General features: G+C 71.2%; 21 protein-coding genes. 3 read left to right on the top strand and 18 right to left on the bottom strand.

Annotated elements, in window-relative coordinates:
• Window positions 1–363: 363 nt before the first annotated feature.
• Window positions 364–957 carry a hypothetical protein gene (locus WME82_RS24905; protein WP_437747935.1) on the bottom strand — a complete coding sequence of 198 codons (594 nt, stop codon included), beginning with the start codon at window positions 955–957 and terminating at the stop codon, window positions 364–366.
• Window positions 958–1,481: 524 nt separating this feature from the next.
• On the opposite strand from WME82_RS24905, the gene WME82_RS24900 reads away from it, so the two are divergent.
• Window positions 1,482–1,994, top strand: a complete 513-nt coding sequence (locus WME82_RS24900; protein ID WP_438044814.1) for a GNAT family N-acetyltransferase — start codon at window positions 1,482–1,484, stop codon at window positions 1,992–1,994.
• A 290-nt stretch (window positions 1,995–2,284) separates the two neighbouring features.
• A complete protein-coding gene (locus WME82_RS24895; RefSeq protein ID WP_438044813.1) occupies window positions 2,285–3,292 on the top strand; it encodes a Rieske 2Fe-2S domain-containing protein in 1,008 nt (335 codons plus the stop codon).
• A gap of 118 nt (window positions 3,293–3,410) precedes the next feature.
• Here WME82_RS24895 and WME82_RS24890 read toward each other — a convergent pair whose 3' ends face one another.
• From WME82_RS24890 to WME82_RS24820, 15 genes are all read right to left on the bottom strand, one after another.
• Window positions 3,411–4,217: a ferritin-like domain-containing protein gene (locus tag WME82_RS24890; RefSeq protein ID WP_438044812.1), complete on the bottom strand. Its 807-nt coding sequence runs from the start codon at window positions 4,215–4,217 to the stop codon at window positions 3,411–3,413.
• Window positions 4,218–4,288: 71 nt separating this feature from the next.
• The gene (locus tag WME82_RS24885) at window positions 4,289–5,329 is read right to left on the bottom strand and encodes a hypothetical protein (RefSeq protein ID WP_438044811.1); all 1,041 of its coding nucleotides are present in this window, start codon (window positions 5,327–5,329) and stop codon (window positions 4,289–4,291) included.
• A gap of 219 nt (window positions 5,330–5,548) precedes the next feature.
• Entirely contained in the window at window positions 5,549–6,256 is a 708-nt protein-coding gene (locus WME82_RS24880) for a hypothetical protein (protein ID WP_438044810.1), read from the bottom strand.
• 341 nt (window positions 6,257–6,597) lie between these two features.
• Complete coding sequence (locus WME82_RS24875) at window positions 6,598–6,936, bottom strand: cytochrome C oxidase subunit IV family protein (protein WP_437747928.1); 339 nt, start codon at window positions 6,934–6,936, stop codon at window positions 6,598–6,600.
• 15 nt (window positions 6,937–6,951) lie between these two features.
• Window positions 6,952–7,617 (bottom strand): cytochrome c oxidase subunit 3, encoded by a 666-nt coding sequence (locus WME82_RS24870; RefSeq protein ID WP_437873790.1) that lies wholly within the window; start codon window positions 7,615–7,617, stop codon window positions 6,952–6,954.
• Window positions 7,592–9,250: a cytochrome c oxidase subunit I gene (locus tag WME82_RS24865; protein ID WP_438044809.1), complete on the bottom strand. Its 1,659-nt coding sequence runs from the start codon at window positions 9,248–9,250 to the stop codon at window positions 7,592–7,594. The genes WME82_RS24870 and WME82_RS24865 overlap by 26 nt, the downstream gene beginning before the upstream one ends.
• Window positions 9,247–10,338, bottom strand: coding sequence for a cytochrome c oxidase subunit II (gene coxB, locus WME82_RS24860; protein ID WP_438044808.1), 1,092 nt, complete (start codon window positions 10,336–10,338; stop codon window positions 9,247–9,249). The genes WME82_RS24865 and coxB overlap by 4 nt, the downstream gene beginning before the upstream one ends.
• Entirely contained in the window at window positions 10,335–11,171 is an 837-nt protein-coding gene (locus tag WME82_RS24855) for an SCO family protein (protein ID WP_437747924.1), read from the bottom strand. The genes coxB and WME82_RS24855 overlap by 4 nt, the downstream gene beginning before the upstream one ends.
• On the bottom strand, window positions 11,171–11,563 hold the full coding sequence (locus WME82_RS24850) for a hypothetical protein (protein WP_438044807.1): 393 nt from the start codon (window positions 11,561–11,563) through the stop codon (window positions 11,171–11,173). The genes WME82_RS24855 and WME82_RS24850 overlap by 1 nt, the downstream gene beginning before the upstream one ends.
• Window positions 11,560–12,747 carry a hypothetical protein gene (locus WME82_RS24845; RefSeq protein WP_437917338.1) on the bottom strand — a complete coding sequence of 396 codons (1,188 nt, stop codon included), beginning with the start codon at window positions 12,745–12,747 and terminating at the stop codon, window positions 11,560–11,562. Before WME82_RS24845 ends, WME82_RS24850 begins: the two co-directional genes overlap by 4 nt.
• Window positions 12,744–13,376, bottom strand: a complete 633-nt coding sequence (locus WME82_RS24840) for a c-type cytochrome (RefSeq protein ID WP_437747921.1) — start codon at window positions 13,374–13,376, stop codon at window positions 12,744–12,746. Before WME82_RS24840 ends, WME82_RS24845 begins: the two co-directional genes overlap by 4 nt.
• Entirely contained in the window at window positions 13,373–13,906 is a 534-nt protein-coding gene (locus tag WME82_RS24835) for a DUF3341 domain-containing protein (protein WP_437747920.1), read from the bottom strand. The genes WME82_RS24840 and WME82_RS24835 overlap by 4 nt, the downstream gene beginning before the upstream one ends.
• A 1-nt stretch (window position 13,907) precedes the next feature.
• Complete coding sequence (gene nrfD, locus WME82_RS24830; RefSeq protein WP_437917336.1) at window positions 13,908–15,254, bottom strand: NrfD/PsrC family molybdoenzyme membrane anchor subunit; 1,347 nt, start codon at window positions 15,252–15,254, stop codon at window positions 13,908–13,910.
• Window positions 15,251–18,274: a TAT-variant-translocated molybdopterin oxidoreductase gene (locus tag WME82_RS24825; protein WP_438044806.1), complete on the bottom strand. Its 3,024-nt coding sequence runs from the start codon at window positions 18,272–18,274 to the stop codon at window positions 15,251–15,253. Before WME82_RS24825 ends, nrfD begins: the two co-directional genes overlap by 4 nt.
• A 155-nt stretch (window positions 18,275–18,429) precedes the next feature.
• Window positions 18,430–19,080, bottom strand: coding sequence for a cytochrome c3 family protein (locus WME82_RS24820; protein ID WP_438044805.1), 651 nt, complete (start codon window positions 19,078–19,080; stop codon window positions 18,430–18,432).
• Between the two features lie 237 nt (window positions 19,081–19,317).
• On the opposite strand from WME82_RS24820, the gene WME82_RS24815 reads away from it, so the two are divergent.
• Window positions 19,318–20,733: a PQQ-dependent sugar dehydrogenase gene (locus tag WME82_RS24815; RefSeq protein ID WP_438044804.1), complete on the top strand. Its 1,416-nt coding sequence runs from the start codon at window positions 19,318–19,320 to the stop codon at window positions 20,731–20,733.
• Between the two features lie 73 nt (window positions 20,734–20,806).
• Here WME82_RS24815 and WME82_RS24810 read toward each other — a convergent pair whose 3' ends face one another.
• Both WME82_RS24810 and WME82_RS24805 read right to left on the bottom strand, forming a co-directional pair.
• The gene (locus WME82_RS24810) at window positions 20,807–21,919 is read right to left on the bottom strand and encodes a hypothetical protein (RefSeq protein ID WP_438044803.1); all 1,113 of its coding nucleotides are present in this window, start codon (window positions 21,917–21,919) and stop codon (window positions 20,807–20,809) included.
• A gap of 10 nt (window positions 21,920–21,929) precedes the next feature.
• Window positions 21,930–23,417: a serine/threonine-protein kinase gene (locus tag WME82_RS24805; RefSeq protein WP_438044802.1), complete on the bottom strand. Its 1,488-nt coding sequence runs from the start codon at window positions 23,415–23,417 to the stop codon at window positions 21,930–21,932.
• Window positions 23,418–23,693 lie beyond the last annotated feature (276 nt).

Here is a 23,693-nt window from a genome sequence, read left to right as displayed (position 1 = left end):
CCGCGTACGTTCTGCGATGAGGCCAGTGGCGTCGATCTCCTACAGCTCGATTGCGTGTGCGCCATTCATTGCGGCGTCGCGTCATCACGTCGTCGCGACGTCGCGACGTCGCGTCATCGCGTCATCGCGTCATGGCGTCACGGCGTCGTCGTCGTGACATCGACCTTTCGGCTCCCGCGTCCGCCCGGTGCGCGTCCTGCTCCGGGCGCGGCGCGCGCGCCGCGTGCCCCCGGCCGGATGAGCGGCGGAGGGCGCGCGGCGTGGCAACGCCGGTAGCGCGGTGGGCGTCTCGGGCTCGGTGGACGCGGGGAGACGACGTGGTGTGATGTCTGCGCGGCGCCGCCTCGCCCCGCGGCGCCTCGATCACAGCCCGGTATAGATGGTGGCGAAGGAGGCCGCCTCGCCGCGGAGAAGCAGGCTGAGCCGCGGGTTCGGCACCTTGAAGGTGTGAATCTTGGCGTTCCGCACGTCGAGCACCGCGAAGGCGCCGCCCGGCGTGCTCTCCGCGAGCCCGTTCATGAGCAGGTTCAGCACGACCGAGACGCGCTTGGATGACAGGGGCTCCCCGCGGAAATACATCTTGATGACATGCGGCGTCCCATCGATGACGAGCCCGAGCTCCGGGTTGACGTTGATCTCGAGATCGCCGAGGCGGTACGTCGACGTCGGCGGCTCGAACCATGTCATCCTCGTCGAGGCGAGGAACTTGCGATATCCGTTCACCACCGACGGGTAGATGCGGCGGCGCCGCTCGTCGTGCTGCGCGGCGAGGAAGCCGTCGAGCACGCTGGTGGGCTTTCCGCTCCTGTGCATGTCGACGATCGCCTCTCGCACCTGCCTGTAAAAGTCCGTGTGGAGCTCGTCCTTCCGCTCCTTGAACTCCCTGACGCCCGTCAGCTTGGGCGTCCCGGCCTTGAGAACGAAGTCGACAAAGTACGTGAGCGAGATCTTTTCCATGAAGTCTCCTCCAAAACGAAGCATTCCGGCGCGCCATTGACACGCTCGTGCGAGAGACACGCCGTCGCGCCGCGTTCTTGATGTCTACCATGGATAGTCATCTTCGACCCGTCGGGAAAGGGATCGATCGGACGGACATTGTCCCAACCCGTCAGGGGCGGACGGCCGTGCCTGCGATCGTAAAAATATTTGTGATTACGTGTATTTACGTCTGTCTTCGGCGCGGGTTCACCCTGCGGCGCGGCCTTCCGCTAGGCTGTGCGAATGGCCATGACGAGAAGAGGCGCGCGCGGCGAAGGTAATCGACAGAATCCAGCTGTTGTTCAGGGGATGTCCTGTGGAGAACGCCTGTGGAGAACTGGAGAGGAAGGGTCGTTATCGAGGCGTCGACCCGGTGGGACATGGTCTGTCATAACCGCGCCCTCCTTGGCGCTTGACGCGGCTCGCGGGCGGGGGATCGCGCCGGACGCTGCCCCTTGCGCAGGCCGATCGGCGGAGGGGCGCCGGCCCGGCGGGGTGCGTCGATGATGGACGTCAGGCCGGAGCGCGCGGGGGATGAAGCGGAGATCCGCGCCGTCCACCTCGCGGCGTTTCCCTCGGCGCTCGAGGCGGATCTCGTGGACGGGCTGCGGGACGCGGGGCGCGCGGCCGTCTCGCTGGTCGCGGAGACGGACACGGGCATCGTCGGACATGTCCTGTTCAGCCCCGTGACGATCGCCGGCGACGGCGTCCCCGGCAAGGGCCTCGGCCTCGCGCCGCTCGCGGTCTCGCCTGGGCTTGCGGGCCGCGGCATCGGCTCTGCGCTGGCGCGACGGGGGATCGCGGCGTGCAGGGACGCCGGCTTCGCGTTCGCCGTCGTCCTCGGATCGCCTGAGTACTACGCTCGGTTCGGGTTCAAGAAGGCCAGCCTGTACGGCCTAGGCAACGAGTACGCGGCGGACGAGGCGTTCATGGCGATCGAGCTCGCGCAGGGGGCGCTGGAGCGCGCCCGAGGCGTGGTCATCTACAGCCCCGAGTTCGGCGTCTTCACGACCTGAGCCCGAGCCCGGCGTCTTCACGACCTGAGCCCGAGCCCGGCGTCTTCACGACCTGGTCTCGCGTCCTCTCCGTCAGATCGCCCTGCCCGTCCCGACGGCGACCCCACCCCGCGCGCCCGGCGCCGACCAGGTGACGATCGGGCTTGCTAACATACCATGGACCCGACGGCGCTGGAGTCCAGGGCCGTCGTGCGCCGCATGGTCGCGACGTTCCTGCGCGGGCTCCGGCGCTGAGGGCGTTTTTTGTGTCGATTTACATACATTCATGAATGTTTGCTGGAGGTGAGGTCATGTTCCTCAGGGAGTACTGGTATGTTGCCTGTGCGTCCTCGCAGCTCGGGGATGCCCCCCGCGCGGTCCGGGTCCTCGACCGGGACATCGTTGTATTTCGCGGAGACGGCCGCCTTCCCCGCGCGCTCGCGGATCGGTGCTGCCACCGCGGCGTCAAGCTGTCTCTCGGGCGCGTGGCCCGGGGAGAGCTTTCGTGCGGATACCACGGCTGGAGGTACGGCGGCGGCGGCGAGTGCGTGCACATCCCGTCGCTCGCGGGGGACAGGCGCATCCCCGAGAGGTGCGGTGTCCCCGCGTTCCCGTGCGCGGAGCAGGACGGGTATGTGTGGGTCTGGCTCGGCGAGGGCCACGGCGGAGCGCCGCCGCCCGCGCCGAGCATCGACGGCTTTGCGGCGCACCGCTGGGATCAGGGCTCGGTGGAGCTCGGGTGCTCGTCCATCAAAGGCCTGGAGAACAACCTCGACTGGTGTCATCCAGCGTTTGCGCACCCGTGGACCCACTGGCAGTTCTACACGGCGCTCTTCCGCGGCCTGCGCGAGGAGCTCCTCGAGCTGCGGCCGACGCTCGATGGGATGACGCTGCGCGGGCCGGTCCGCGAGGACGGCGGCGCGCCCGGGCAGCGGTCGCTGCAGACGCTGCTCTCGTTCAAGCTCCCCGACCGCGTCGAGGTGCGCTCGCTGGGAGGGCCCTCGCGCCGGATCGTCCTGCACTTCGTCCCGACCGCGCCCGATCGGTGCCGCCTGGAGTGGATGAGCGCGAGGGCGCTGCCCTTCGGGGCGCGCGTGCGCTTTCGCCAGGAAGAGCCGGCGATCCTCCGGCAAGACCGGCTCCTCCTGGAGAGCGCGGAGCACACCTGCGCGGAACAGGGGCCCCTCCGCGAGCACCACGTCGAGGCAGACGCGCCAGCGCTGCTCCTGCGCCGCATCCTCGAGTCGGCGGCGCGCGGCGAATGGGCGCAGAGGCGAGCGAGCCTGCCGGAACGGCGGGTGATCCGGGTGATGGCGTGACGGCGCGTCCGCGCAGGCTCCAGGCTGGCGGCGCTGTGCGCGAGGGCTGGCGGGGTCCGGCTCAGGGGGCGCGGCCGTCTTGCGGCGCCGCGCGGCGGATGGATGGGAGGCGCCCGGCTCAGGGGGGCGCGGCGGACCTGTCCGGCGCGGTCGCCGCGCGCCACGCGGCGGCCGCATCGAGGCCGTGCTCGCCGAAGCGAGGAGCGTAGTCCCGCTCCACGGCGCGCTCCAGGATCTCGCCGTACCGCGCGGGCGGCATCAGGCCCCAGGCGCGGTCGTCGTCGGAGATCGCCGCGCGCCTCGCGCCGCCAGGGGGCATGTAGCTCCTGCGCAGCCGCGTGAACATGCCGTGGAGCTCGCGCTCGACCAGCTGCCGCACGGCCGGCGCGCACGGCTGCTCGAGCAGGTAACGGAGCAGCGTCCAGCCGAAGTCGCGGTGCCGCACCTCGTCGCGCAGGATGCGGTCGAGCGCCCGGCGCGCGACCGGCACGGTGCACCCCTCGCGGAGCACCTTGAAGAGCGGGACCGCGACCGTCTCCCCCAGGCAGAACACCTCGACGCCCGCCCGGGCGACGGCCATCTCGAGCGGCTCGTCTCCGCTGCTCCTGAGCCCGAGCGTCTCGCGGCGGAGCGCCGGCAAGGCGCCGCCGCCCGCGCGGGCGTGGACGCGATGGCTGAGGCGAGCGTGCGCGAGCTCGTCCTTGACGATGCGGAGGCCGTCGTCGATGAGATCCGGCGACGCGCCCATCTGGATCAGCCAGAGCGTGAGGTGCTGCGTGATCGCCGCCGAGCGGTACTCGGCCTCGACGCGCCGCCCCCACTCGGCCCGCACCGCGTCGCTCGCCGGAGGGAGGGGGGCGCGCTGCCCGCGCGGCGCCTCCGCGTCAGCGGCGCTGTCCTGGTCTGCGTCGGGGGCGTCCGTCATGGGATCACGCTAGGCGGGGGGGTTGAGGGCGGCAAGACGGGAGGCGGGCGCTCACCGCCCCCCCGAGGAGCTCACGGCGACGCGCTCGGGCGCGCGCCAGGCGGCGCGCACACCTTCACGGTCGAGCCGCAGGCGTCACAGGCCTCCTTGTAACAGGGGTTGATGACGAGCTCCTGGCAGCGCGTCCCGCTCGGACACGCCTCGTCGACCTCGCAACCCTGGCTCGGGAAGCAGCCCGCCTCGGCCAGCACGGGGGTATTCGAGGCGTCGCCGCAGCCTGGCGTGAGCCAGCGACACGTCGGCCCGAGGTTGGCGCACGCGTCCTCGGTGGCGGCCGTGAGACAGAGGTCGGGGGGCGGCGGGTTGCAGAAGATCTCGGCTACCTGCCAGCTCCAGGTGTCCTTTTGCTGAACGCACACGGCCTCGGTCGGCATCGGGCCGCAGCCGGTCATCATCTCGTAGGGGCAGGGCCCGCTCGCTGCCACGCAGGGATCCCCGTCGGTCGGCATCACCTCGGGACACACCGGCGGCGGCGGGTTGCAGGCCGGCGAGATCGGTTCGGACCACGTGGCGTCGTCACCGCACGTCACCACCGAGGGGCAACCGGTGGCGTCATAGTGGCAGGTCGTCCCCGGCTCCGCGCAGGCGCCGCCGGCCTTCGGCACCTCCACGGGGCACTCCGGCGGCGGCGGGTTGCAGGCCGGCGAGATCGGTTCGGACCACGTGGCGTCGTCACCGCACGTCACCACCGAGGGGCAACCGGTGGTGTCATAGTTGCAGGTCTTCCCGGGCTGCTCGCAGGCGCTGCCGGCCTCCGGCACCTCCGCGGGGCACTCCGGTGGCTCCGGCGGGTTGCAGGCCACCGTGGGTTCCTCATACCACTCCCCGCGCATACACGTGCTGTCGATCGGGAGGCCGCACGACTCCTTACCATAGTTGCACGAAAGGCCGTCCTCCTCGCAGCTCGATCCGACCTCCGGCGCCGACTCGGGGCAGCCGCCGCTCGTCACCGTGGGATCGCACCCCGGCAGGGCCACCGCGCCCGCGAGCGAGGCCGCCGCGGCGACGGTCACGATGAACGGCGCCTTCAGCACCTTTCGCTTCTTCTGCATGAGCATGGTTCGACGGGTCCTTTCTTTGGCACAGGTTGGCGCAAGGTCACGTCCTCGCGCGCTCCAAGGCTGGGTCGAGCAAGCGAGGTGCCAAGGCGATCCGTGGCGGACCCGGGAGCGACGTCTGTCAGCAGCAGAGGAAAATGACGCCCTGGATGTGCCTCTCCACAGCGTTCGTGGGGGCCGGCGAGCGCTCTCCCGCTCGGGCCATGAGCCGATTCAGCGGCAGGCGCTGATCTGCACGTCGTCGATGTTCCAGCCCGACATGGGCGCGCCGCCGAAGGCGATGACGGCGCTGTAGCCGAACCGCACGCGCAGGCTCGAGCTCTTGTAGGGCGTCAGATCGTAGGTGACGCGCTTCCATCCGGACTCGGTGACATCGTCGTGCGGAGATTCGTAGACGATCCGCCAGCGCGATCCGTCGAAGACCTCGACGCGGGCCTTGTTGCGGTAGGTCGTGTTCAGCCATCGCCAGAACGACAGCGTGACTCGCCCGCTCACGAGCGCGTCGACGGCGGGGCTGGTCAGGTAGCGCTGCGGGTGCGGCGCGGTGACGCTCGGGCTGCCGCCGAGGACCACGCCCGCCACGCCGTCGTCGCCGGCCCCGGTGTGATCGCTCGCCGGATCGGGGAACCCCGCGCGCTGGTCGCTCGACGCCCTCGCAGGCCCGATCTCCCACCCCGCCGCGAGGCTCCACCGGGTCGCCTTGTCCGCGAAGGCCTCCGTGAAGAGGACCCGCGCGGAGCACGGCGCGCTCGGGTCGACGTTCCCGGGGGCGCCGCGGAGCGCCGTCGGAGAGGCCGCCGCCCAGTCCAGCGCCAGAGAGCCGTCTCCCTCCGCGAGCCATGGCGCGTCCGCCGGGCCGGGAGTGCACGCGGCCGCGGCGAGGCCGCACAGGACGGCGGCCTGCCCAATCCACCTGTTCATGGTCGCTCCTACGAACGTTCAATGCCGGAGGCGCAGACACCCTTCCGCAGGGCCGTCGCGCGGCATCGAGAGCACGTGTTTGTAGGCCCGAACCGGGGCGGCGGATAGCCCACGTGAGCGGCGGCGGATGCGGTGAGATCGGCGTCGCGCCCTCCGACCACAGCGCAGCTCCCGCGTCGCGCGCCGAGCGGGGCCGCGCGTCCATCGCGACGCGCGACGACGCCGCGCGGTCATCGCGACGCGCGACGTCGACGAGACCCCGTCGCCGCGCGACGGCGGCCCGTTACGGCCCGCGCCGGCGGGCGCGCTCGCGCGATGGACGGATCACCGGGATGCAGCCGTCATCGGGGCGCGGCCGTGGCCCTGGGCAGCGGCGATGGCGGGATCGGCCTGCGCGTGATCGTCTCGCGGCTCGTCACGTCGCTGAGCATCAGCGTGAGCAAGAGGCCGAGCAGGAGCGCCGCCACGATCATCGGGAGCGCGTTCGCGAAGCGCTGCTCGATGAGGTGCATGAAGAAGAGCAGCACGAGCACCGTCTTCACCGTGGCGATGAGCAGCGCCGCGACGACATCGGCCTGGCCGAGGTGGGCCAGCGAGAGGAGGTACGAGGCCAGCGTGAGCCCCATCAGGAGGAGCCAGACGATCACGTAGGTCCGCGAGGAGAGGTGCTTGACGGTCATGGGCGCAACGTCCCGTTAGCGGTGCATCAGGTAGAGCATCGGCCAGAGGAATATCCAGATCACGTCGACGAGGTGCCAGTAGAGCCCGCCGAGCTCGACGTGCGTCTCGTTGCCCGCGCCGTACCGGCGCCGGAAGCACCCCCACGCGAGCCAGCCGAGGACCACGAGCCCCGCGGTCACGTGGATCGCGTGGAGCCCGGTCGTCAGGTAATAGAGCGTGAAGAACATCTTCGCGCCGGCATACGGCAGCTCCTCGAAGCGGTAGCCGGCGCCGGGGAAGATCCCCTCGTGGAAGTGCGCCGTGTACTCGACGCCCTTCAGCACGAGGAAGGCGAGGCCGAGCGCGATCGCGCCGAGCAGGAGGCGGCCGGCCCTCGCCGGCCGGTCGAGGCGCACGGCGTAGACGCTCAGCGCGACGAGCAGGCTGCTCGTCAGGAGGATCCCCGTGTTGGCCGTCCCGATGACGGCGTTGTTGTGCGCCACGCCGGCGGTGAACTCGGGGCCGAAGACCGCGCGGTAGGCGGCGTACAGGCCGAAGAGCCCGCCGAAGAGCAGGACCTCGCTGGCGAGGAAGATCCACATGCCGAAGTGCGCGGCGTGGGTCTGCTTCTCGAGGTCCTCGAACTGCATGGCCAGCCGCGCCGGGGCGAGCGGCTCAGCGGGCGGGTGAGACTCGGGCATGGGCCTCCTCGTCGGTCAGGTGGTAATCGTACGGGCCGCGATCGACGACCGGCGTCACGGGGAAGTTGTGCTCCGGCGGGATGGGCGGCGTCATCCACTCGTAGCTCCGGGACCTCCATGGATTGGCGGTGGCGCGCGGCCCCCAGCGCAGGGCGACAAGGAGGTTCACCAGCGCGAGCAGGAGCGCGCCCGAGAGCAGGAAGGCCCCGCCGGTCGAGAGCACGTTCAGCCACTGGTACTGCTCCGGGTAGCTGTAATAGCGGCGCGGCATCCCGGCGTTGCCCGCCAGGAACTGGGGGAGGAACGTCAGGATGAACCCCATGAAGACCCCGAACGACGTGAGCAGCCCCATCGACTCGGAGTAGGTGCGGCCGAACATCTTGGGGAACCAGTAGTGCGCCGCCGCGAGGAACGCGGTGAGCGTGCCGCCCACCATGATGAAATGGAAGTGGGCGACGACGAAGTACGTGTCGTGCCAGTGGACGTCGAGCGACTGCGTGGCCACGGCGACGCCCGTCATGCCGCCGAAGACGAAGAGGAACAGGAACCAGAGGAAATAGAGCATCGGGGTGTTGAACTGGATGGCCCCCTTGTGCAGCGTCGCCACCCAGGTGAACACCTTGATGGCGGAGAAGATCGCGACGAACATCGAGAGCGCGCCGAAGATCCCGGCGTCGAGCTCGCTCATCCCGGCCACGAACATGTGGTGCCCCCACCCCGTGAACCCGATGAACGCGATGCCGAGCGACGACAGGGCGATCGCCCAGTAGGACGCCGGCTGCCGCTGCGCGAAGGTGCAGACCACCTCGCTGATGACCCCGAGCGCCGGGAGCACCATGATGTAAACCGCCGGGTGCGAGTAGAACCAGAACAGGTGCTGGAACAGCACGGGGTCTCCGCCCAGCGTCGGGTCGAAGATGCCGAAATGGTAGATGTGGTCTATCCCGACGAGCAGGATCGTCAGGCCGAGGACGGGCGTCGCGAGCAGCATGATGATGCTCGTGCTGTAGATGGCCCACACGAAGAGCGGCACGCGTCCCCAGCCGATCCCGCGGGCGCGCATCGTGTGCGTCGTGGCGATGAAGTTCACCGCCGTCATGATCGACGAGGCGCCGAGGATGAAGATGCCGATCACGACCGGCAGGACGCCCGCGGGCGTGGTCGTGCTGTACGGCGGGTAGAACGTCCAGCCCGTGTCGGCGCCCCCGGCGATCGTCGCCCCCAGCGTGATGACGGCGCCGATCGCGTAGACGTAGAGGCTCGCCAGGTTGAGGCGCGGGAAGGCGAGATCCTTGGCGCCGATCATGAGCGGGAGGGCGAAGTTCCCGAAGATGTTCGGGATGGACGGGATCATGAAGAGCCACACCATGACGACGCCGTGGAGCGTGAACATGCGGTTGTAGGTCGCCGCGCTGATCACGGTGGGCCCCGGGGTCAGGAGCTCGGTCCGGAGGACCAGCGCGAAGGCGCCGCCGAGCATCAGCATCGGCACGATCAGCGCGTAGAACATGATCCCGATGCGCTTGTGATCGGTCGTGAGCAGCCACGAGCGCACCCCCGAGCGGGCGCGGAGATAGTCGGCGTCGTGCGCGCCGTGGATGGGCGCGGTCCCCTCGATCTCGTGGGCTGTCATGGCGTCACCCCCTCCGGCGCCGCGGCGCCCGTGTCGCTGACCCCGCCGTCCCACGGCACGACGGCGCCGCGCGGCACGTCGCGGATCGATTTCATGAGCTCGATGATCGCCGCGACGTCGGGCGGCGTGATCTGTCCCCGGAAAGACGGCATGACCGGCGTGAACCCGCGGTGCACCGCGGCGAGCGGATCCATGATGGACTCCGTGATGTAGGCCTCGTCGGCGACGCGCTCGCCGCCGCCATCGAGCGGCACGACCGAGCGGTAGAGCCCGGCCCAGGTCGGGCCGACGTGCTGTGTTCCGTCGAGGGTGTGGCAGCGGAGGCAGCCGTGCGTCGCGGCGGCGTGCTCGCCGCGGCTCGGCATCGTCGGCTCCGCCTCGGCGAGCTCGTTCTCCGCCTCGGCGGCGGCCTCCTGCGCGAACGCCGGGGCGCTCGCCGCCCCGCCCGCGAGCCAGCGCTCGTAGTCGGCCGGGTCGAGCGCGATCACCTGGCCGCGCATCTCCGAGTGGCTCGTGCCGCAGAACTCCGTGCAGAGGATGGGGTACGCGCCGGGCTCGGTCGCCTCGAACCAGGCCGTTGTGTACCGGCCCGGGAGGACGTCCTGCTTGATGCGGAACGCGGGCACGTAGAAGCTGTGGATGACGTCGCGCGACGTCATGATGAGCCGGACCGGCCTCCGCGCGGGGACATAGAGCACCGAGATCTCGCTGTCTCCCCCCGGATAGGCGAACTTCCACATCCACTGCTTGGCCGTGACATAGACGTCGAGCGCGTCCTCCGGCGGCGTGCGCAGGTCGACGAACTGGCGCGTGCCGATGGTCCAGAACGTGAGGAACACGAAGCCCAGGCCGAAGAGCGACACCGTCTCCAGGAAGAGCGCGGGCCGCGCGAAGACCCCGGGGTGCGGCCGAGGCGTGTCCTCCACCCGGCGGCGATAGCGGATCAAAAAATACCCGCCGATGAGCGTGATGAGGGCGGCGCCGCCCATCGTCACGGAGATGACGAAGTAGTGCAGCCCGTCGATCTCGCGGGCGAGCGAGGAGCGCTGCTCGGGCAGGAAGAGCAGCTGGCGCAGGAGCTCGTTCATCGCGCGCGCCCCTCTCCCCTGCGCCGCCGCCCTTGCCAGCCGAAGAAGGCGATCACCGCGGCGGCCCACGCCAGGATGGCGGCCCCGCCGAGCCGCACGAAGCCAGCCACATACGGGCCGTAGCGGCGGCTCGCGGGGTCGTAGCGATAACACGTCATGAGGACGCGCTCGAGGGGGGTGCCGATCTGCCCGCGGCTCGCCTCGAGGAGCGCGAGGCGGAGATCGAGGGAGGAGAACTCGATGCCATAGAGGACCCGTGAGATGCGGCCGTCCGGCGTGAGGACGAAGATGGCGGCGGGGTGCGCGTATTGCTCCGTCTGCGGGTCGTACCCGAACCGGAAGCCGAGATCGCCCGCGAGCGCGCGGATCTCGGGCAGCGCGCCGGTCAGGAAGGGCCAGGTCTCCCGCGTCGGCGCGCCGGCCATGCCCAGGGCCGACAGCGCGGATGTCCTCTTCCGCGCCGCGGACGCCGGGGTGTCCCGCGGATCGAAGCTCACCGTGAGCGCGCGGTAGTGCTCTCCCAGCCGGTAATCGAGCTTCGCCATGCCGGTGACCAGGCCGCGCAGCACGAGGCCGCAGAGCGTCGGGCAGCGGTAATAGGCGAGGACGAGGACGACCGGCCGGCGCCCGTCGAAGTGCTCGGCGAGCGGCGCGCGCCGCCCGTCCATGTCGGTGAAGGGGAGCGTCGTGTCGATGGCGTTCCCGAGGCGCTCGTCGATGTCGGCCTCGCGCGCCGCGGGCGGGAGCAATGGCCGATCCGCGGCGGCCGTGAGCGGCGCGCCCGTGAACACGAGCGCGAGGAGCGCCGTGGTGGACAGGTGTTGCATCCTCATCAGCGGCTCTCCTCCACGACGAGATTCATCGCGTCCTCGATCGGGATCTGCACGAGCCCGCGGTCGCGGTCTGCCCAGCCGAAGCGCCCGAGCTCCTCGCGCTTCCGGTGGTTCAGCGCCGTGCCAAGGCCCTCCTCGCCCGTGGCCTCGCGCCGGAAGATCCGCTGATCCACCCCGGCCACCTCGCCGCGCGGCAGGGAGAGCTCCTGGGAGCGCTCGGCGCTCCTTCCGGAGGGGCGGAGCTCCGCCTCGCGCCCGTGCAGGAGCATCCAGGACCAGAGGCCCAGGACGACGAAGATCACGACGACGGCGAGCGCGACGGCGAGGATCGTCTTCCAGGGGACGACATCCTCTTCCTGGCGCACGTCGGGACGGCGGTAGTGGGACGTCATATGCTCTCGTAGCGGAGGGCGGCCGGCAGCGCCGGGTCGTTGACGGGGACGAGCGGCCTGCCGCGCACCCGCAGCGCGGCGAACGCGACGCACGGGCCGATCACGGCGAGGAGCGCCGCCACGTCGAGCCAGTGGAACGGCGCGCGAGCGCCCGGGACCTCGGGCGCGACGAGCCAGTGCATGTCGAGGTAATGCGCGACGAAGATCCAGGCGGCGACGGCCGACAGCCAGGCTGGGCGCCGCTTGATCCCGTAGTTGAGCAGGATCGCGAAGGGGATCACGAACCGCGCGAGCACGAGCACGAGGGACGCGATCGCCCACGGGCCGTGGGCGCGGAGCACGTAGAACTCCGCCTCTTCGGGCTTGTCCGCGATCCATATCAGCATGAACTGGAAGAACGCGGCGTAGGCCCAGAAGATCGTGAACGCGAGGAGCAGCCGGCCGAGCGCGTAGTAGTGCGACGCGCTCAGCCCGGGCAGGAGCCCGGCGCGCTCGGCGGCGAACGCCAGCACCGTGAGCAGCGCTATCGCGGCGACGAAGCCGCCGGCGAACACATAGACGGGGAACATCGTCGACACCCACGTCGGCGCGAGGGACATGAGCCAGTCGAAGGCCGCGAACGAGAGCGTGAGCCCGACGAGCGGGAGGCCGGCGACGCTGATCACGCGGAGGCGCCGGCTGTCCGCGAGCGCCGGGGTCGCGTCGCCCTGGATCGAGCCGCGCCGGAGCAGGGCGCCGAAGACGAGCCACACCGTGAAGTAGATCCCCGTCCTCACGAGGAAGAAGGGGAGGTTCAGGTAAGGCGTCTTGTGGAGCACGATGGATCGAACGTGCTCGTCGCCGATCGACTCGGGGTGGAGCCACTCCCCGTAGAGCGCGCCGAGGCCGAACAGGAGCGGGACGAACAGCGCGCAGAGGAGCGGCAGCGCCCCGACGATCGCCTCCGCGAGGCGGCGGACGGCCACAGGCCATGTCGCGGCCATGGCGTGGCAGATCATGAGAAAGAGGAGCGCCCCGACCGCCGTGGTCACGGCGAAGGCGTACGCCGCGAGGTACGCGTAGAAGAGCCGCTCCCGGTCCACGAAGGCCCCGACGACGAGGAGCAGGGCGCCGAGGAGCGCGAGGCCGAGGGACCGCGTCACGATCGCGCGGCCGCCTCGGAAGACAGGGAATCGCCGGTTCACGGGAGCTCCTTCCGGGCGCGCTCGCGGAGGGGTGGGGGGAGCGCGTCGAGCGCGGTGCCGCGGCTCTTCCCGAGTGCCTTCACATAGGCCACGATCGCCCAGCGCTCCCTGAGCGGGACGTGCGGCTCGTACGAGCGCATGAGCCCGTAGCCCTCGACGATGACCTGGTAGATGCGCCCGGGCGGGAACGCCTGGACGCGCGGGTCGACGAGCGACGGCGGGCGCCGCAGCGTCATGTTGCGCGCGACCTCCGACTCGCCATCTCCGGCGACCCCGTGGCAGGCAGCGCAGAAGATCTCGTAGCGCTCCTTTCCGCGCCGGAGCAGCTCGATCGTCACCGTGACCGGGACGCGCGCCACGTACGCTCCGTCCGCGATCCCGCGGGTGAGCCCGGGATCGCCGAGCACGCGATCGGTCGGTACGGTGCCCTCGGGCGGGCGGCGCATGGCCGAGCCGTCGTCGAAGAGCTCTGTCTCCTGGTAGGCCGTGTAGCGCCGCTGGCGGAGCATGCGCTCGAGATCCAGCAGGTCCGCCTCGCCGGGCTCGGCGTCGGCCGAGGTCACCGGCGTGCAGGAGAGGCACAGCGCCGCGGCCAGACAGGAGAGCGAGAGGGGCAGTCCGCGCGTCATGATCGCTCCTTCCCGGCCCAGGCCACGGTGAGGGCGCCGAGATCGGTGAGATCGCGCTCGGTGATGGGGCTGATGAGCGCCGGGTCGCGGGCGTCGATGCCGATCCAGAACCGATCGATGGAGGCGCGCTCGAACCCGGGCACGTCGAACACCGGGTGCCAGAGCTCGGGCAGCCGCGAGAGGACGAGCAGGATGACGAACCCCGAGAGGGCGGCCGAGAGCACCAGCATCTCGAAGGTGATCGGGATGAACGCAGGGGCCGCGTGCCCCGGCCGCCCACCCACGTTGAGCGGGTAGTCGAACGCGTTGCAATACCACTGGACGAGGTAGCCTCCCGCGGTGCCCGCGAGCGCGAAGGGCAGGACGATCCAGGTGAGCGGCGAGCGGCGGAGCCCGAGCGCCTGCTCGAGGCCGTGGATCGGATACGGCGTGAACGCGTCGAGGCGCCTGTATCCGCGGCTCCTGAGCTCCGCGATCGCCTGGAGCATCGCCTCGGGCGTCTCGAACTCGGCGAGCAGACCTCTCCTCATTTCAGTGCTCCTCCTTGTGGCGGAGCTCGTGGTTCAGCTCCTTGACCTCGGCCACGGGGATGAACGGGAAGAGGCGGAGGAAGATCAGGACGAGCAGCAGGAAGAAGCTGATCGTCCCGATGAACATCGCGATATCGACGTACGTCGGGCGGTAGGCGTGCCACGCCGACGGGAGGAACTCGCGTTGCAGCGACAGGACGATGATCACGAACCGCTCGGACCACATCCCGACGTTCACGAGGATCGAGATGATCCAGAGGAGGATCATGTTCCTCCGGACCTTCGGGAACCAGAGCAGCTGGGGGACGAGCACGTTGCAGATCATCTGCGCCCAGAAGACCGCGGCGTTCGGCCCCGTGGGGCGCGCGACGAAGAACTGATAGATCTCGGCCTCCGACGCGCTGTACCAGGCGGCGAAGAGCTCGATGATGTACGAGTAGATGACGATCCAGGCGGTGACGAGCGCCAGCTTGCTCAGGTTGTCGATGTGCCGCTGGGTGACGACGTTCCCGAGGTGGAAGATGCGGCGCGCCGGGATGAGCAGCGTCAGCACCATCGCGAAGCCGGAGAAGATGGCCCCGGCGACGAAGAACGGCGGGAAGATGGTCGCGTGCCAGCCCGGGACGAGCGCCATCGCGAAATCGGTGCTCACGATCGAGTGCACCGAGAGCACGAGCGGCGTGGCGAGCCCGGCGAGCAGCCCGTAGAGGAGCCGGTAGTGGCGGTAGGTGGCCGCAGAGCCGCGCCAGCCGAGCGACAGGACGCCGTAGACGATCCGGCGGCGGCGGTCGGGGGCCCGGTCGCGGAGCGACGCGAAGTCGGGGAGGAGCCCGATGTACCAGAAGACGAGAGAGACCGTGAAGTACGTGAAGATGGCCGCCGCGTCCCACGGCAGCGCGCTCTTGAACTGGGGCCAGACCTTCAGCGTCGAGGGGTAGGGGACGAGCCAGTAGGCGAACCACGGCCGGCCGAGGTGCAGGAGCGGATAGAGGCCCGCCTGGATGACGGCGAAGAGGGTCATCGCCTCGGCGAACCGGTTGATGCTCGTGCGCCAGCGCTGCTCCAGGAGGAGGAGGATCGCGGAGATGAACGTCCCCGCGTGGCCGATGCCGACCCAGAACACGAAGTTGATGATCCCGAAGGCCCAGCCCACCGGGATGTTGTTGCCCCAGACCCCGATGCCGGTGGTGACGGTGTAGAGGATGGCGAGCGCGAGCACCGCCGTGCCGGCGCCGGTGATGGCGAACGCCGCCAACCACAGCCTGGATCGCGGCTTCCAGACGACCGACAGGAGCTCTTCGGAGAGCGCCTCGTCGGTGGGTCGCCCGAGGAGGAGAGGCTCCGTCACGGCTCTTCGATCTCCGGGTTCTTGTTGTTGACGCGCGCGAGGTACATGGTCCTCGGCCGGGTGCCCTGGTCGTGGAGCACCGCGTAGCTCCGCGGCTCGCCCCGCCACGCCACCATCGCCGTCTCTTCGTGTGTGAGGGAGCCGAACTGGATCGCCTGCGTCGGACAGGCCTGCTGGCAGGCGGTGACGACCTCTCCCGGGCGGATCGGGCGGTCTTCGACCCGCGCGGCGATCTCCGCGCGGCGGATCCGCTGGACGCAGTACGTGCACTTCTCCATGACGCCCCGCTCCCGCACGGTCACGTCGGGGTTGCGCTGGAGCCTCGCGAGCCCGGTGTTGAAGGCGCGGAGCTCGCCGTAATCGAACCAGTTGAAGCGGCGGACCTTGTACGGGCAGTTGTTCGAGCAGAACCGCGTCCCGACGCAGCGGTTGTAGGTCATCTCGTTGAGCCCGTCGGGGCTGTGCGTCGTCGCGTTCACGGGGCACACGTACTCGCACGGCGCCTTCTCGCAGTGCTGGCACATCATGGGCTGATGGACGACGGCCGTGTCGCGCGGGTCGCTCGATACGTACGAGTCGATGCGGAGCCAGTGCATCTCACGGCTGTTCAGGACCTCCTCCTTGCCCACCACGGGGACGTTGTTCTCGGCCTGGCACGCGACGACGCACGCGCTGCAGCCGGTGCAGATCGTGAGATCGATCGTCATGGCCCATTGCTCCTTCAGCGGCCCAGGGGCCACCGCGGGCATGAGGGACGGCTGCGGCCCCTTCAGCGCTTCCGTGAAGCCGGGGTGCTCGCGGTAGGCGGTAAGGGGGACCGAGAGCGCGATCGGGCGCCCCTCCAGGCGAAAGTGCGTCTGCGTCAGGGCGAGCTTGTGCTTCGGGTCGGGCCGCTTCGTCACCGAGACGCCCGCCGCGAAGAACGGCGTGGCCGCGGCGCGGAGCCGGTACGCGTCGGACCCCACCCCGGCGGCGATCGACTCGGAGCCGCTCCGCCCGTAACCGAGCTTGAGCGATACCGTCCTGTCGGCGTGCCCCGGGGCGACGAGGACCGGTATCGATATCTTCCGCCCCCCGAGCTCGAGATCGACGACATCCTCGCTCTCGACGCCGAGCGCCTTCGCCGTCTCCGGGCTGAGCAGCGCGGCGTTGTCCCAGGTGAGCTTGGTGATGGGATCCGGCAGCTCGAGAAGCCACGGGTTGTTGGCGAACCGGCCGTCATAGACGCTCGCGTCGACCGAGAAGGCGACCTCGATGGCCTCCGCCGGCGGCGGGGCCGCCGCCGCGAGCTGCGCGAGCGCCGCGATCACGCCGTCGAGCCGCAGCGAGGCGTCCTCGCGCGGGGCCGCGGTGCCCTCGACGAGCCCGCGCCGGAGCGCGTCCTCCCAGAACGCTTCGAAATCGGCGCCGCCGCGGCGCGCGGCCCAGGCGTCGCGCAGGAGCTCTCGCGCGCTCCTCGGCGGCTCGCCCGCGAACACCGCCAGCACCTCGGAGGCGGTCTTGCCCTGGAAGAGCGGCTCGATGAGCGGCTGGACCAGCGAGGTCGTGCCGTCGTACGCGCGCGCGTCCCCCCAGGCCTCGAGATCGTGCGCGGCGGGCACGAACCAGTCGCAGCCGGCGGCGGTCTCGTCCTCGTAGAGGCCGAGGTAGACGCGGCTCGGGACGGAGCGGAGCAGCGCCGCGAGCTCGAGATCCGCGGGCGCCGTGTACGCCACGTTGTTCTCGAGGAGCACGAGCGTATCGACGGCGCCGCGGCGGATCTCCTCGGCGAGCGCCGTGAGGTCCTGCTCGGCGGCGCCGGCCGTGATCAAGGTCCCCGCGGTGGTCCACGCCGCGCGGTCGTTGCGGAGCGCCGCGTTCATGAGGTGCGCGAGCGCGTGCACCCCGGGAGGCTGCCGCTCCCCCGCGACGACGACGCTCGCCAGGCCGCCGCGCGCGAGGTCGCGCGCGAGCGCCCGGACGAAGCGCCTCTCCGCCTCGCTGATCCGCGCCCGGAGCGGCTCGAGCGCGCCGAGCGCCTGGGGAGGGATGAACCCCGGGCGCGCACCCTCGGTGAGGAGCAGCTCGGCCGCGATCGCCGCGGCGATCGCCGGCACGTCGCTCGGCCGCTTGCGCAGGCGGTGATCGGCGATGCTCCCCGTCGGCGTCAGCCCGGGCTCGATCACATAGAGACGGTTCATGGTGCCCGTCGGCGAGCCGAGGCGCCTTCGCTCGGAGAACTGGCGCGCATACCGCGCGTGGAAAGGCATCGACGCGAGGAAGTCGGCGTCGAGCGCGAGGAGGACGTCCGCCGTCCGGAAGTCGTACTGCGCCTGGAGCGGGGCGCCGAAGGCGAGCTCGGCCCCGCGCGCCGGGTGCGTCGACCTCGCGGGCGCGTGGAACGTGAACCGGGCGGCCGGATAGCGCGCCTGGACGCGGCCGATGAGGTCGAGGACGAGCGGAGAGCCGGTGGGCCGAAGGACGAACCGGAGCCCGGCGCCGCCGTCGCTCCGCGCGCCCCCGAACTGCTGGACGAACGCCTGCCACGTCGCCGGGTCGTGGCCGCGCCGCGCCGCGCGCGCGCGGTGCTGATCGTACAGGCCGAGCACCGACGCCTGCTCGTAGGCGCCGGTGGAGCCGAGGCTCGCCGGGTGCTCCGGGTTGCCCTCGATCTTCGTCGGCCTCCCTTCGTGGCTCTCGACGAGGATGCCCGTGGCGAACCCGTCGAGATCGAGGCTGGTGGCGTAATACCGGAGGACGCCCGGCGTCACCTCGGGCGGCGTCGTCACGTAAGGGACGATCTTGTCCGCTGCCCTCGATCTGCACCCGGACACGCCGGCGAGCGCCATGCTCGCGCCGAGGAGCTTGAGCCAGCTCCGCCGGCTCACCGCGACGGGCTCGCCGCTGCCCCCCGGGAGCTCCCGCGCCGCGGCCTCGCGGAGCTCCGGTGACTCGAGGAGCTCCGCCAGGCTGCGCCAGTACGCTTTACCGGTCTTGCCGTCGAGCGCGGCGCTCCACGGGGTCTGTCTCTGATCAGCCATCGTCCCTCTTCAGGTCATCGGTGGATCGGCGCCGCCGCCGTGGCGGCGCTCCGCTGCTCGCCGCCTGTTGGCCTTCTGTCTCGCGTGCTCTCGCAGGCTCCCTTTGTGTCTCGCGTGGATCCCTCGTTTGCCTCCCGCGCTGCGCCTGCGCGCGCTCACCTGTGGCAGGTCGAGCAGTGGACGAGGCTCCGCGCCCCGACCTCCTGCGCGATCTGCCGGCCGATTTGCTCCGCGTCGGGGCCGGGGTCCCAGTCCATGTCCACGATCGCGGAGAGCGGGCGGAGGTGACGCTCCGGCGCCCTGTGGCAGTCGAGGCACCAGCCCATCGTCATCGGCGTCGCCTGGCGGACGTCGGGCATCTGGTCCACGCGGCCGTGGCACGTCACGCAGCCGACGCCCTTGTTCACGTGGATCGCGTGGTTGAAATAGACGAAGTCGGGCACGTCGTTGACGCGGTTCCAGACGATCGGCGTGTCCGAGAAATAGCTGTTCCGGACGAGCTCGAGCTTGGGGCTCTGATTCCAGACCTGGCTGTGACAGCCCATGCAGAGGACGGTCGATGGCATGCCCGCCGTGGCCGTCCGCTCGACCGTGTGATGGCAGAACCGGCAATCGATGGCGTCGTCCTGCACGTGGTGCCTGTGATCGAACTGCACCGGCTGCTGCACGGGCAGGTTCTGTCCGGTGTTCCAGTCCGAGCGCACGTAGATCATCGGCGCTGACACGGCCGCCGCGCCGCCGAGGAAGACGGCGGCGATGGCGAGTCGGAAAGCGGTGTTGCTCCAGCGCGGAAAAACGGATGCCATGCTCTCGTGTGCTCGGCCTCGCTCGAAGTGCGGCGATGGGGCCAGCTCCATCGATATCGATGCGTGGATCGCGGGGCTCGTTTCGCGATCTCGCCACGCCCCGAACGCCGGCGCAGGCGCGTCAGGGAGGGCCGCAGCGGCGCCGTCCGGCGTGCGCGCGCGGCGGGCGGGGCGCGCGGGCGCCTCCAACACCGGATCTTCGCCGCCCTGGGCTTCGATCTACGATATCGTCAAGCCGTGAGGCCGTCGAGCTCAGCCCTGTCGCCCCTTCCGATCATCGCGCTCTCTCTGGCGGCCGAGCTCGCGTTCATCGCCTGCTCGCGCGAGGCGTCGATCTCTCCGCTGCCGCCCGGCACGACCGGCGGTGTCTCGTCGACCGCAGCCGGCGGAGCAGGCGCGAGTGGGGGCGGCGGCAGCGGGGCTGGCGCGAGCGGGGCTGGCGGCAGCGGGGTGGGCGGCAGCGCCACTGGCGGCGGCGGAGCTGGCGGGAGCGGCGGTGGTGAGCCCGCGGCGGGATTCAGCTGCGCGCCGCCGAGCGAGGACGAGGGCGCGCTGAAGCTCACCACGCTCGTCTCCGGCCTCGATCACCCGCTCCTCGTGAAATCCGCGCCGGGCGACCCCACGCGGCTCTTCCTCCTGACGCAGCCTGGCCAGATCCTCGTCCTCGACGATGGAGCGGCGGAGCCCAAGGTGTTTCTCGATATCCGGGATCGCGTCCTGTTCAATGACAACGGCGAGCGCGGCCTCCTCGGGCTCGCCTTCCACCCCGATTACGAGGACACCGGTCGCTTCTTCGTCCACTACACGGACAAGGCGACGGGCGGCAACGCGCGTGTGGTCGAGTTCGCGCGGGGAGAGCGACCGGACGTGGCCAGTCCAGACCCGGTGGCCACGCACCTCGAGGTCGTGGATCTGCATCGAAACCACAACGGCGGTTCGCTCGAGTTCAGCCCGATCGACGGCTTCCTCTATCTCGGGCTCGGCGATGGCGGGGACAACAACGACGCCGGCCCCAACCATGCGGACATCGGCAATGGCCAGGCGCTCACGACGCTGCTCGGGAAGATCCTTCGCCTCGACGTCTCGACACACCCGTACAGCATCCCGGAAGGGAACATGACGGGCGAAGGCGTCCTCCCCGAGATCTGGGACTATGGCTTGCGGAACCCGTACCGCTTCAGCTTCGACGCGTGCACGGGCGATCTCTACATCGCGGACGTCGGTCAGCGCCTCTGGGAAGAGATCAACATCGAGCCGGCCGGGCAGGGACGGAAGAACTACGGCTGGCGCCGGATGGAGGGCGCGCACTGCTTCATCCCCGCGGAGAGCTGCGATCTCGAGGGGACCATCACGCTCCCTGCCGTCGAGTACGGCCACGCCGGGCGGGTCATCGAGGATTGCTCGGTCACCGGCGGTTACGTCTACCGGGGCAGCGAGATCCCGTGGCTCCGGGGGAGCTACTTCTACGGCGATTACTGCAGCGGCAGGGTCTGGACGCTCACCTATGAGGCCGGGGTGGCCTCCGCGCCCGTCGACCGAACGGACGACCTCGGATCGTTCGGCTTCAGCATCGCCAGCTTCGGGCAGGACGGCGCCGGCGAGGTCTACGTCGTCGATCTCGGCGGCACCGTGTACCGGATCGATCCGGAATGAGCGCTCACGGCCCCCTCGCCGCGCGCCGCGCCGGCGCACCGCCGCGCGCGCCGGGCCGGCGCCGCGCCGGCGCTCACATGGACCAGCGGAGCCCGGCGTAGCGCGGGCCGATGACGAGCTCGGGCGGCGGCGCCGGCGTGGAGGCGGCCTGCTTCTCGGGCTGCACCGGCACCTTGCGGCCGCCGATGATGGCGAGCGGGATGCCGACGCCGGCGAGGACGAGCCCGCCGACGACGAGCCCGACCCCGGCGCCTTCCGAGCCATCCTCCTCGTAGACCGTGTCCTCGGCGAACGGGTCGCTGGAGGTGTCGTACTCGCAGCCGTCGCCGGAGCACGAGGGGGTGGAGGCGATCACCAGGCCCCCGCCCAGGACGGCGACGGCGCCGAGGCTCGTCAGGACGATGCCCGTGACCATCATCCCCTTGCTGCGGCGCTTGGTCAGCGGCGCGGCCGGGCGCCCCGGCGCAACCGCGGCGACCGGCGCGAACGGGGCGCCGCTCGCTCGCGGCGCGCCGGGGCCGCCCGGAGGGGGCGCGGCGGCGCCCGCAGGCGCGGCGGGGCCGCTCGGCGGGAGCGCGGCGTCGCGCGCCGGCGCGCCCGCGGGCAGCGGCGGGATGGCCAGCGTCTCCGAGGCGCCCGCCCGGGTGAGCTCCATGGATCTCGCGAAAGGCGCTCGGCCGGCGGCGGAGGCCTCGACCGTGTGTTTCCCGGGATCCACGGGCACCGGCGTGCCCCACTGCGCGCGCCCCACGAGGGCGCCGTCGCGCTTCACCTGGAGGTCGGCCGGGGAGTCGGCCGGCGCCGTGATCGTCAGCCGGATGAGCCGCGGCTCGAGCGCGGCGGCGCGCTGCCGCGCGACCTTCTCGCGCTCCGGCTGGCCGGCGGCCCTCGACGCGCCGGCCACCTCGAGGAACATCGACCAGGCGCTCGCCGTCCGGCCGAGCTGCTCGTAGCAGGCCGCGAGGTTGAACTGCGTGCCGATCCCCGGATCGAGCCGCTGGCTCTCCTCGAGCTTGGGGCACGCGTCGGCGTATTTGCCCTGGGCCATCAGCTGCTTGGCCGCGTCGAACAGGGCCTGCGCGGCCGCCATGTCGGCCCTCGCGTCGCGGCCGCCCGCAAGGAGGGCGGCAAGGAACATCGCGAGCGCCAGCAGGCGCCCGAGGTGCTGCACGGGCAGGCTCGTCATGGTGGTGTCCTCACTTGCGATCGTCGAACAGGTTGCCGCCGGGCGGCGCAGCGGCCGGGGCGGCGGGCGGCCGGGTGGCCGGAGCCTGCGTGGCGTGCGTGGCGGCCGGGGGTCGCGGTGCGGCGCTCGGCCGGCGCGGCGCCGCGGGCTTGCCGCTGGCCGGCGCCGCGGGGGGCGCAGGGGGGATCTCGGCCGGGCCCGGCGCCGCCGTGCGGTCGTCCACCGGCGCCGGGGCCTCGGCGCCGCCGGGCGTGACGGTCGGCGAGAGCGACGCGGGCGCGGTCGCCGGCTGTGCCGCGGCGTCCGCCGGCGACGGCGCCGCCGAGGCGCTGGCGGCCGGCTCGGTCGCTGCGCCGTCGCCGCGCGAGCGGGACGTCAGGAGCGCGAAGACCGCCACCGCGGCGATCAGCGACACGAAGGCGCCGGCCGCGACGGCGAGCCCCACCGGCCGCTTTCGCGGCACGACCGTCCCGCTCCACGTCGGCGAGGTGTTCAGCGACGTGTTCACCACGGTCGGCGAGGTCACCCCGCTCGCCGAAGGGAGCTCTGGCCGCGGGGGCCCCGAGCTCCGCGAGATCCCGCTGATCCGGTCGACGGAGAGCCGGGCCCGCCCGGTCGCGAACGGCGCGAGCGCCTCGGCCAGCTCCCCGACGTGGCGGAACCGCTGCTCCGGCAGCTTCTCGAGGCACTTGCGGATCACCGCCTCGAGCGCCGGGGGCACGTCGGAGCGGAACGCGGCGAGGGGGCTCGGGATCCCCTGCATGATCGCCACGCAGAGCTGCGGCATCGTCGCGCCGTCGAACGGCGGCGCGCCGGTGAGCAGCTCGAACAGGATGACGCCGAGCGACCAGATGTCGGTGCGCGCGTCGACGTCGCGCGAGGACTTGAGCTGCTCGGGCGACATGTAGAGCGGCGACCCCATGATGGCCTTCGTGTCGGTGATCCGCGGGTCGGAGCCGCCGGTCGCCACCTTCGAGATCCCGAAGTCGAGCACCTTCACGCACGGGGAGCTGTCCGCGCGCCGCGTGAGGAACAGGTTCGCCGGCTTGAGGTCGCGGTGGATGATGCCCGCGGCGTGCGCCTCGGCGAGCGCCTCGCAGGCCTGGAGGACGTACTCGACGGCCGCCTGCGGGGTCATCGGCCCGCCCGCGCGGAGCGCGTCGGCGAGGTCGCTGCCCGACAGGTACTCCATCACCATGTACGGCGTGCCGGAGTCGAGCGTCCCGACGTCGGTCACGCGCGCCACGTGCTCGCTCTTGACCTTCACCGCGGCGCGCGCCTCGCGCACGAAGCGCTCGGCGAGCGTGCGCGACTTCGCCGCCTCGGGCAGGAGCAGCTTGATCGCGACCCGCTCCTCCAGCTGGAGGTGGGTCGCGGCGACGACGACGCCCATCCCACCCGCGCCGATCACCCGCTCGACGCGGTACTTCTCGGCGATGACCTGCCCCGGTCGCACCAGCCCTTCGGCTTCGTCGTGTGTCGGCGCGGTGCTCGTCATGGCTCGATCCCCTCGCACGCCGGACCGCGGATCCCGTGAACAGCGCGATCTTCGCGGAAAATCCGGTGCAAAGCCAGCCCACGATAGCCGCCGGGCGTACGGCGATCAATCTCGGGGCTGGGCTCCGTCGCGCCGACGCGGGCCGCGCGCCGTCGGGTTCGTGCCATCTCCAGCGCGCGGCCCCGCCCGTGCCCGCGCGCCGTGGCGTCCCCATGGTCCTTGCCGGCCGCCCGCCAGGACGCTTCCCCCGGCCGTGAATCCGGGAGAACATCGCTC

This window comes from Sorangium sp. So ce128 (assembly GCF_051525245.1).
Taxonomy (GTDB): domain Bacteria; phylum Myxococcota_A; class Polyangia; order Polyangiales; family Polyangiaceae; genus Sorangium; species Sorangium cellulosum_B.
This window is presented reverse-complemented; position numbering and strand designations above follow the sequence as displayed.

Excerpts from the sequence above, each read along its gene's own strand:
- WME82_RS24905 (WP_437747935.1), bottom strand. The coding sequence starts at position 957 with ATGGAAAAGATCTCGCTCACGTACTTTGTCGACTTCGTTCTCAAGGCC.
- WME82_RS24900 (WP_438044814.1), top strand. The coding sequence starts at position 1,482 with ATGATGGACGTCAGGCCGGAGCGCGCGGGGGATGAAGCGGAGATCCGC.
- WME82_RS24895 (WP_438044813.1), top strand. The coding sequence starts at position 2,285 with ATGTTCCTCAGGGAGTACTGGTATGTTGCCTGTGCGTCCTCGCAGCTC.
- WME82_RS24890 (WP_438044812.1), bottom strand. The coding sequence starts at position 4,217 with ATGACGGACGCCCCCGACGCAGACCAGGACAGCGCCGCTGACGCGGAG.
- WME82_RS24885 (WP_438044811.1), bottom strand. The coding sequence starts at position 5,329 with ATGCAGAAGAAGCGAAAGGTGCTGAAGGCGCCGTTCATCGTGACCGTC.
- WME82_RS24880 (WP_438044810.1), bottom strand. The coding sequence starts at position 6,256 with ATGAACAGGTGGATTGGGCAGGCCGCCGTCCTGTGCGGCCTCGCCGCG.
- WME82_RS24875 (WP_437747928.1), bottom strand. The coding sequence starts at position 6,936 with ATGACCGTCAAGCACCTCTCCTCGCGGACCTACGTGATCGTCTGGCTC.
- WME82_RS24870 (WP_437873790.1), bottom strand. The coding sequence starts at position 7,617 with ATGCCCGAGTCTCACCCGCCCGCTGAGCCGCTCGCCCCGGCGCGGCTG.
- WME82_RS24865 (WP_438044809.1), bottom strand. The coding sequence starts at position 9,250 with ATGACAGCCCACGAGATCGAGGGGACCGCGCCCATCCACGGCGCGCAC.
- coxB (WP_438044808.1), bottom strand. The coding sequence starts at position 10,338 with ATGAACGAGCTCCTGCGCCAGCTGCTCTTCCTGCCCGAGCAGCGCTCC.
- WME82_RS24855 (WP_437747924.1), bottom strand. The coding sequence starts at position 11,171 with ATGAGGATGCAACACCTGTCCACCACGGCGCTCCTCGCGCTCGTGTTC.
- WME82_RS24850 (WP_438044807.1), bottom strand. The coding sequence starts at position 11,563 with ATGACGTCCCACTACCGCCGTCCCGACGTGCGCCAGGAAGAGGATGTC.
- WME82_RS24840 (WP_437747921.1), bottom strand. The coding sequence starts at position 13,376 with ATGACGCGCGGACTGCCCCTCTCGCTCTCCTGTCTGGCCGCGGCGCTG.
- WME82_RS24835 (WP_437747920.1), bottom strand. The coding sequence starts at position 13,906 with ATGAGGAGAGGTCTGCTCGCCGAGTTCGAGACGCCCGAGGCGATGCTC.
- WME82_RS24825 (WP_438044806.1), bottom strand. The coding sequence starts at position 18,274 with ATGGCTGATCAGAGACAGACCCCGTGGAGCGCCGCGCTCGACGGCAAG.
- WME82_RS24820 (WP_438044805.1), bottom strand. The coding sequence starts at position 19,080 with ATGGCATCCGTTTTTCCGCGCTGGAGCAACACCGCTTTCCGACTCGCC.
- WME82_RS24810 (WP_438044803.1), bottom strand. The coding sequence starts at position 21,919 with ATGACGAGCCTGCCCGTGCAGCACCTCGGGCGCCTGCTGGCGCTCGCG.
- WME82_RS24805 (WP_438044802.1), bottom strand. The coding sequence starts at position 23,417 with ATGACGAGCACCGCGCCGACACACGACGAAGCCGAAGGGCTGGTGCGA.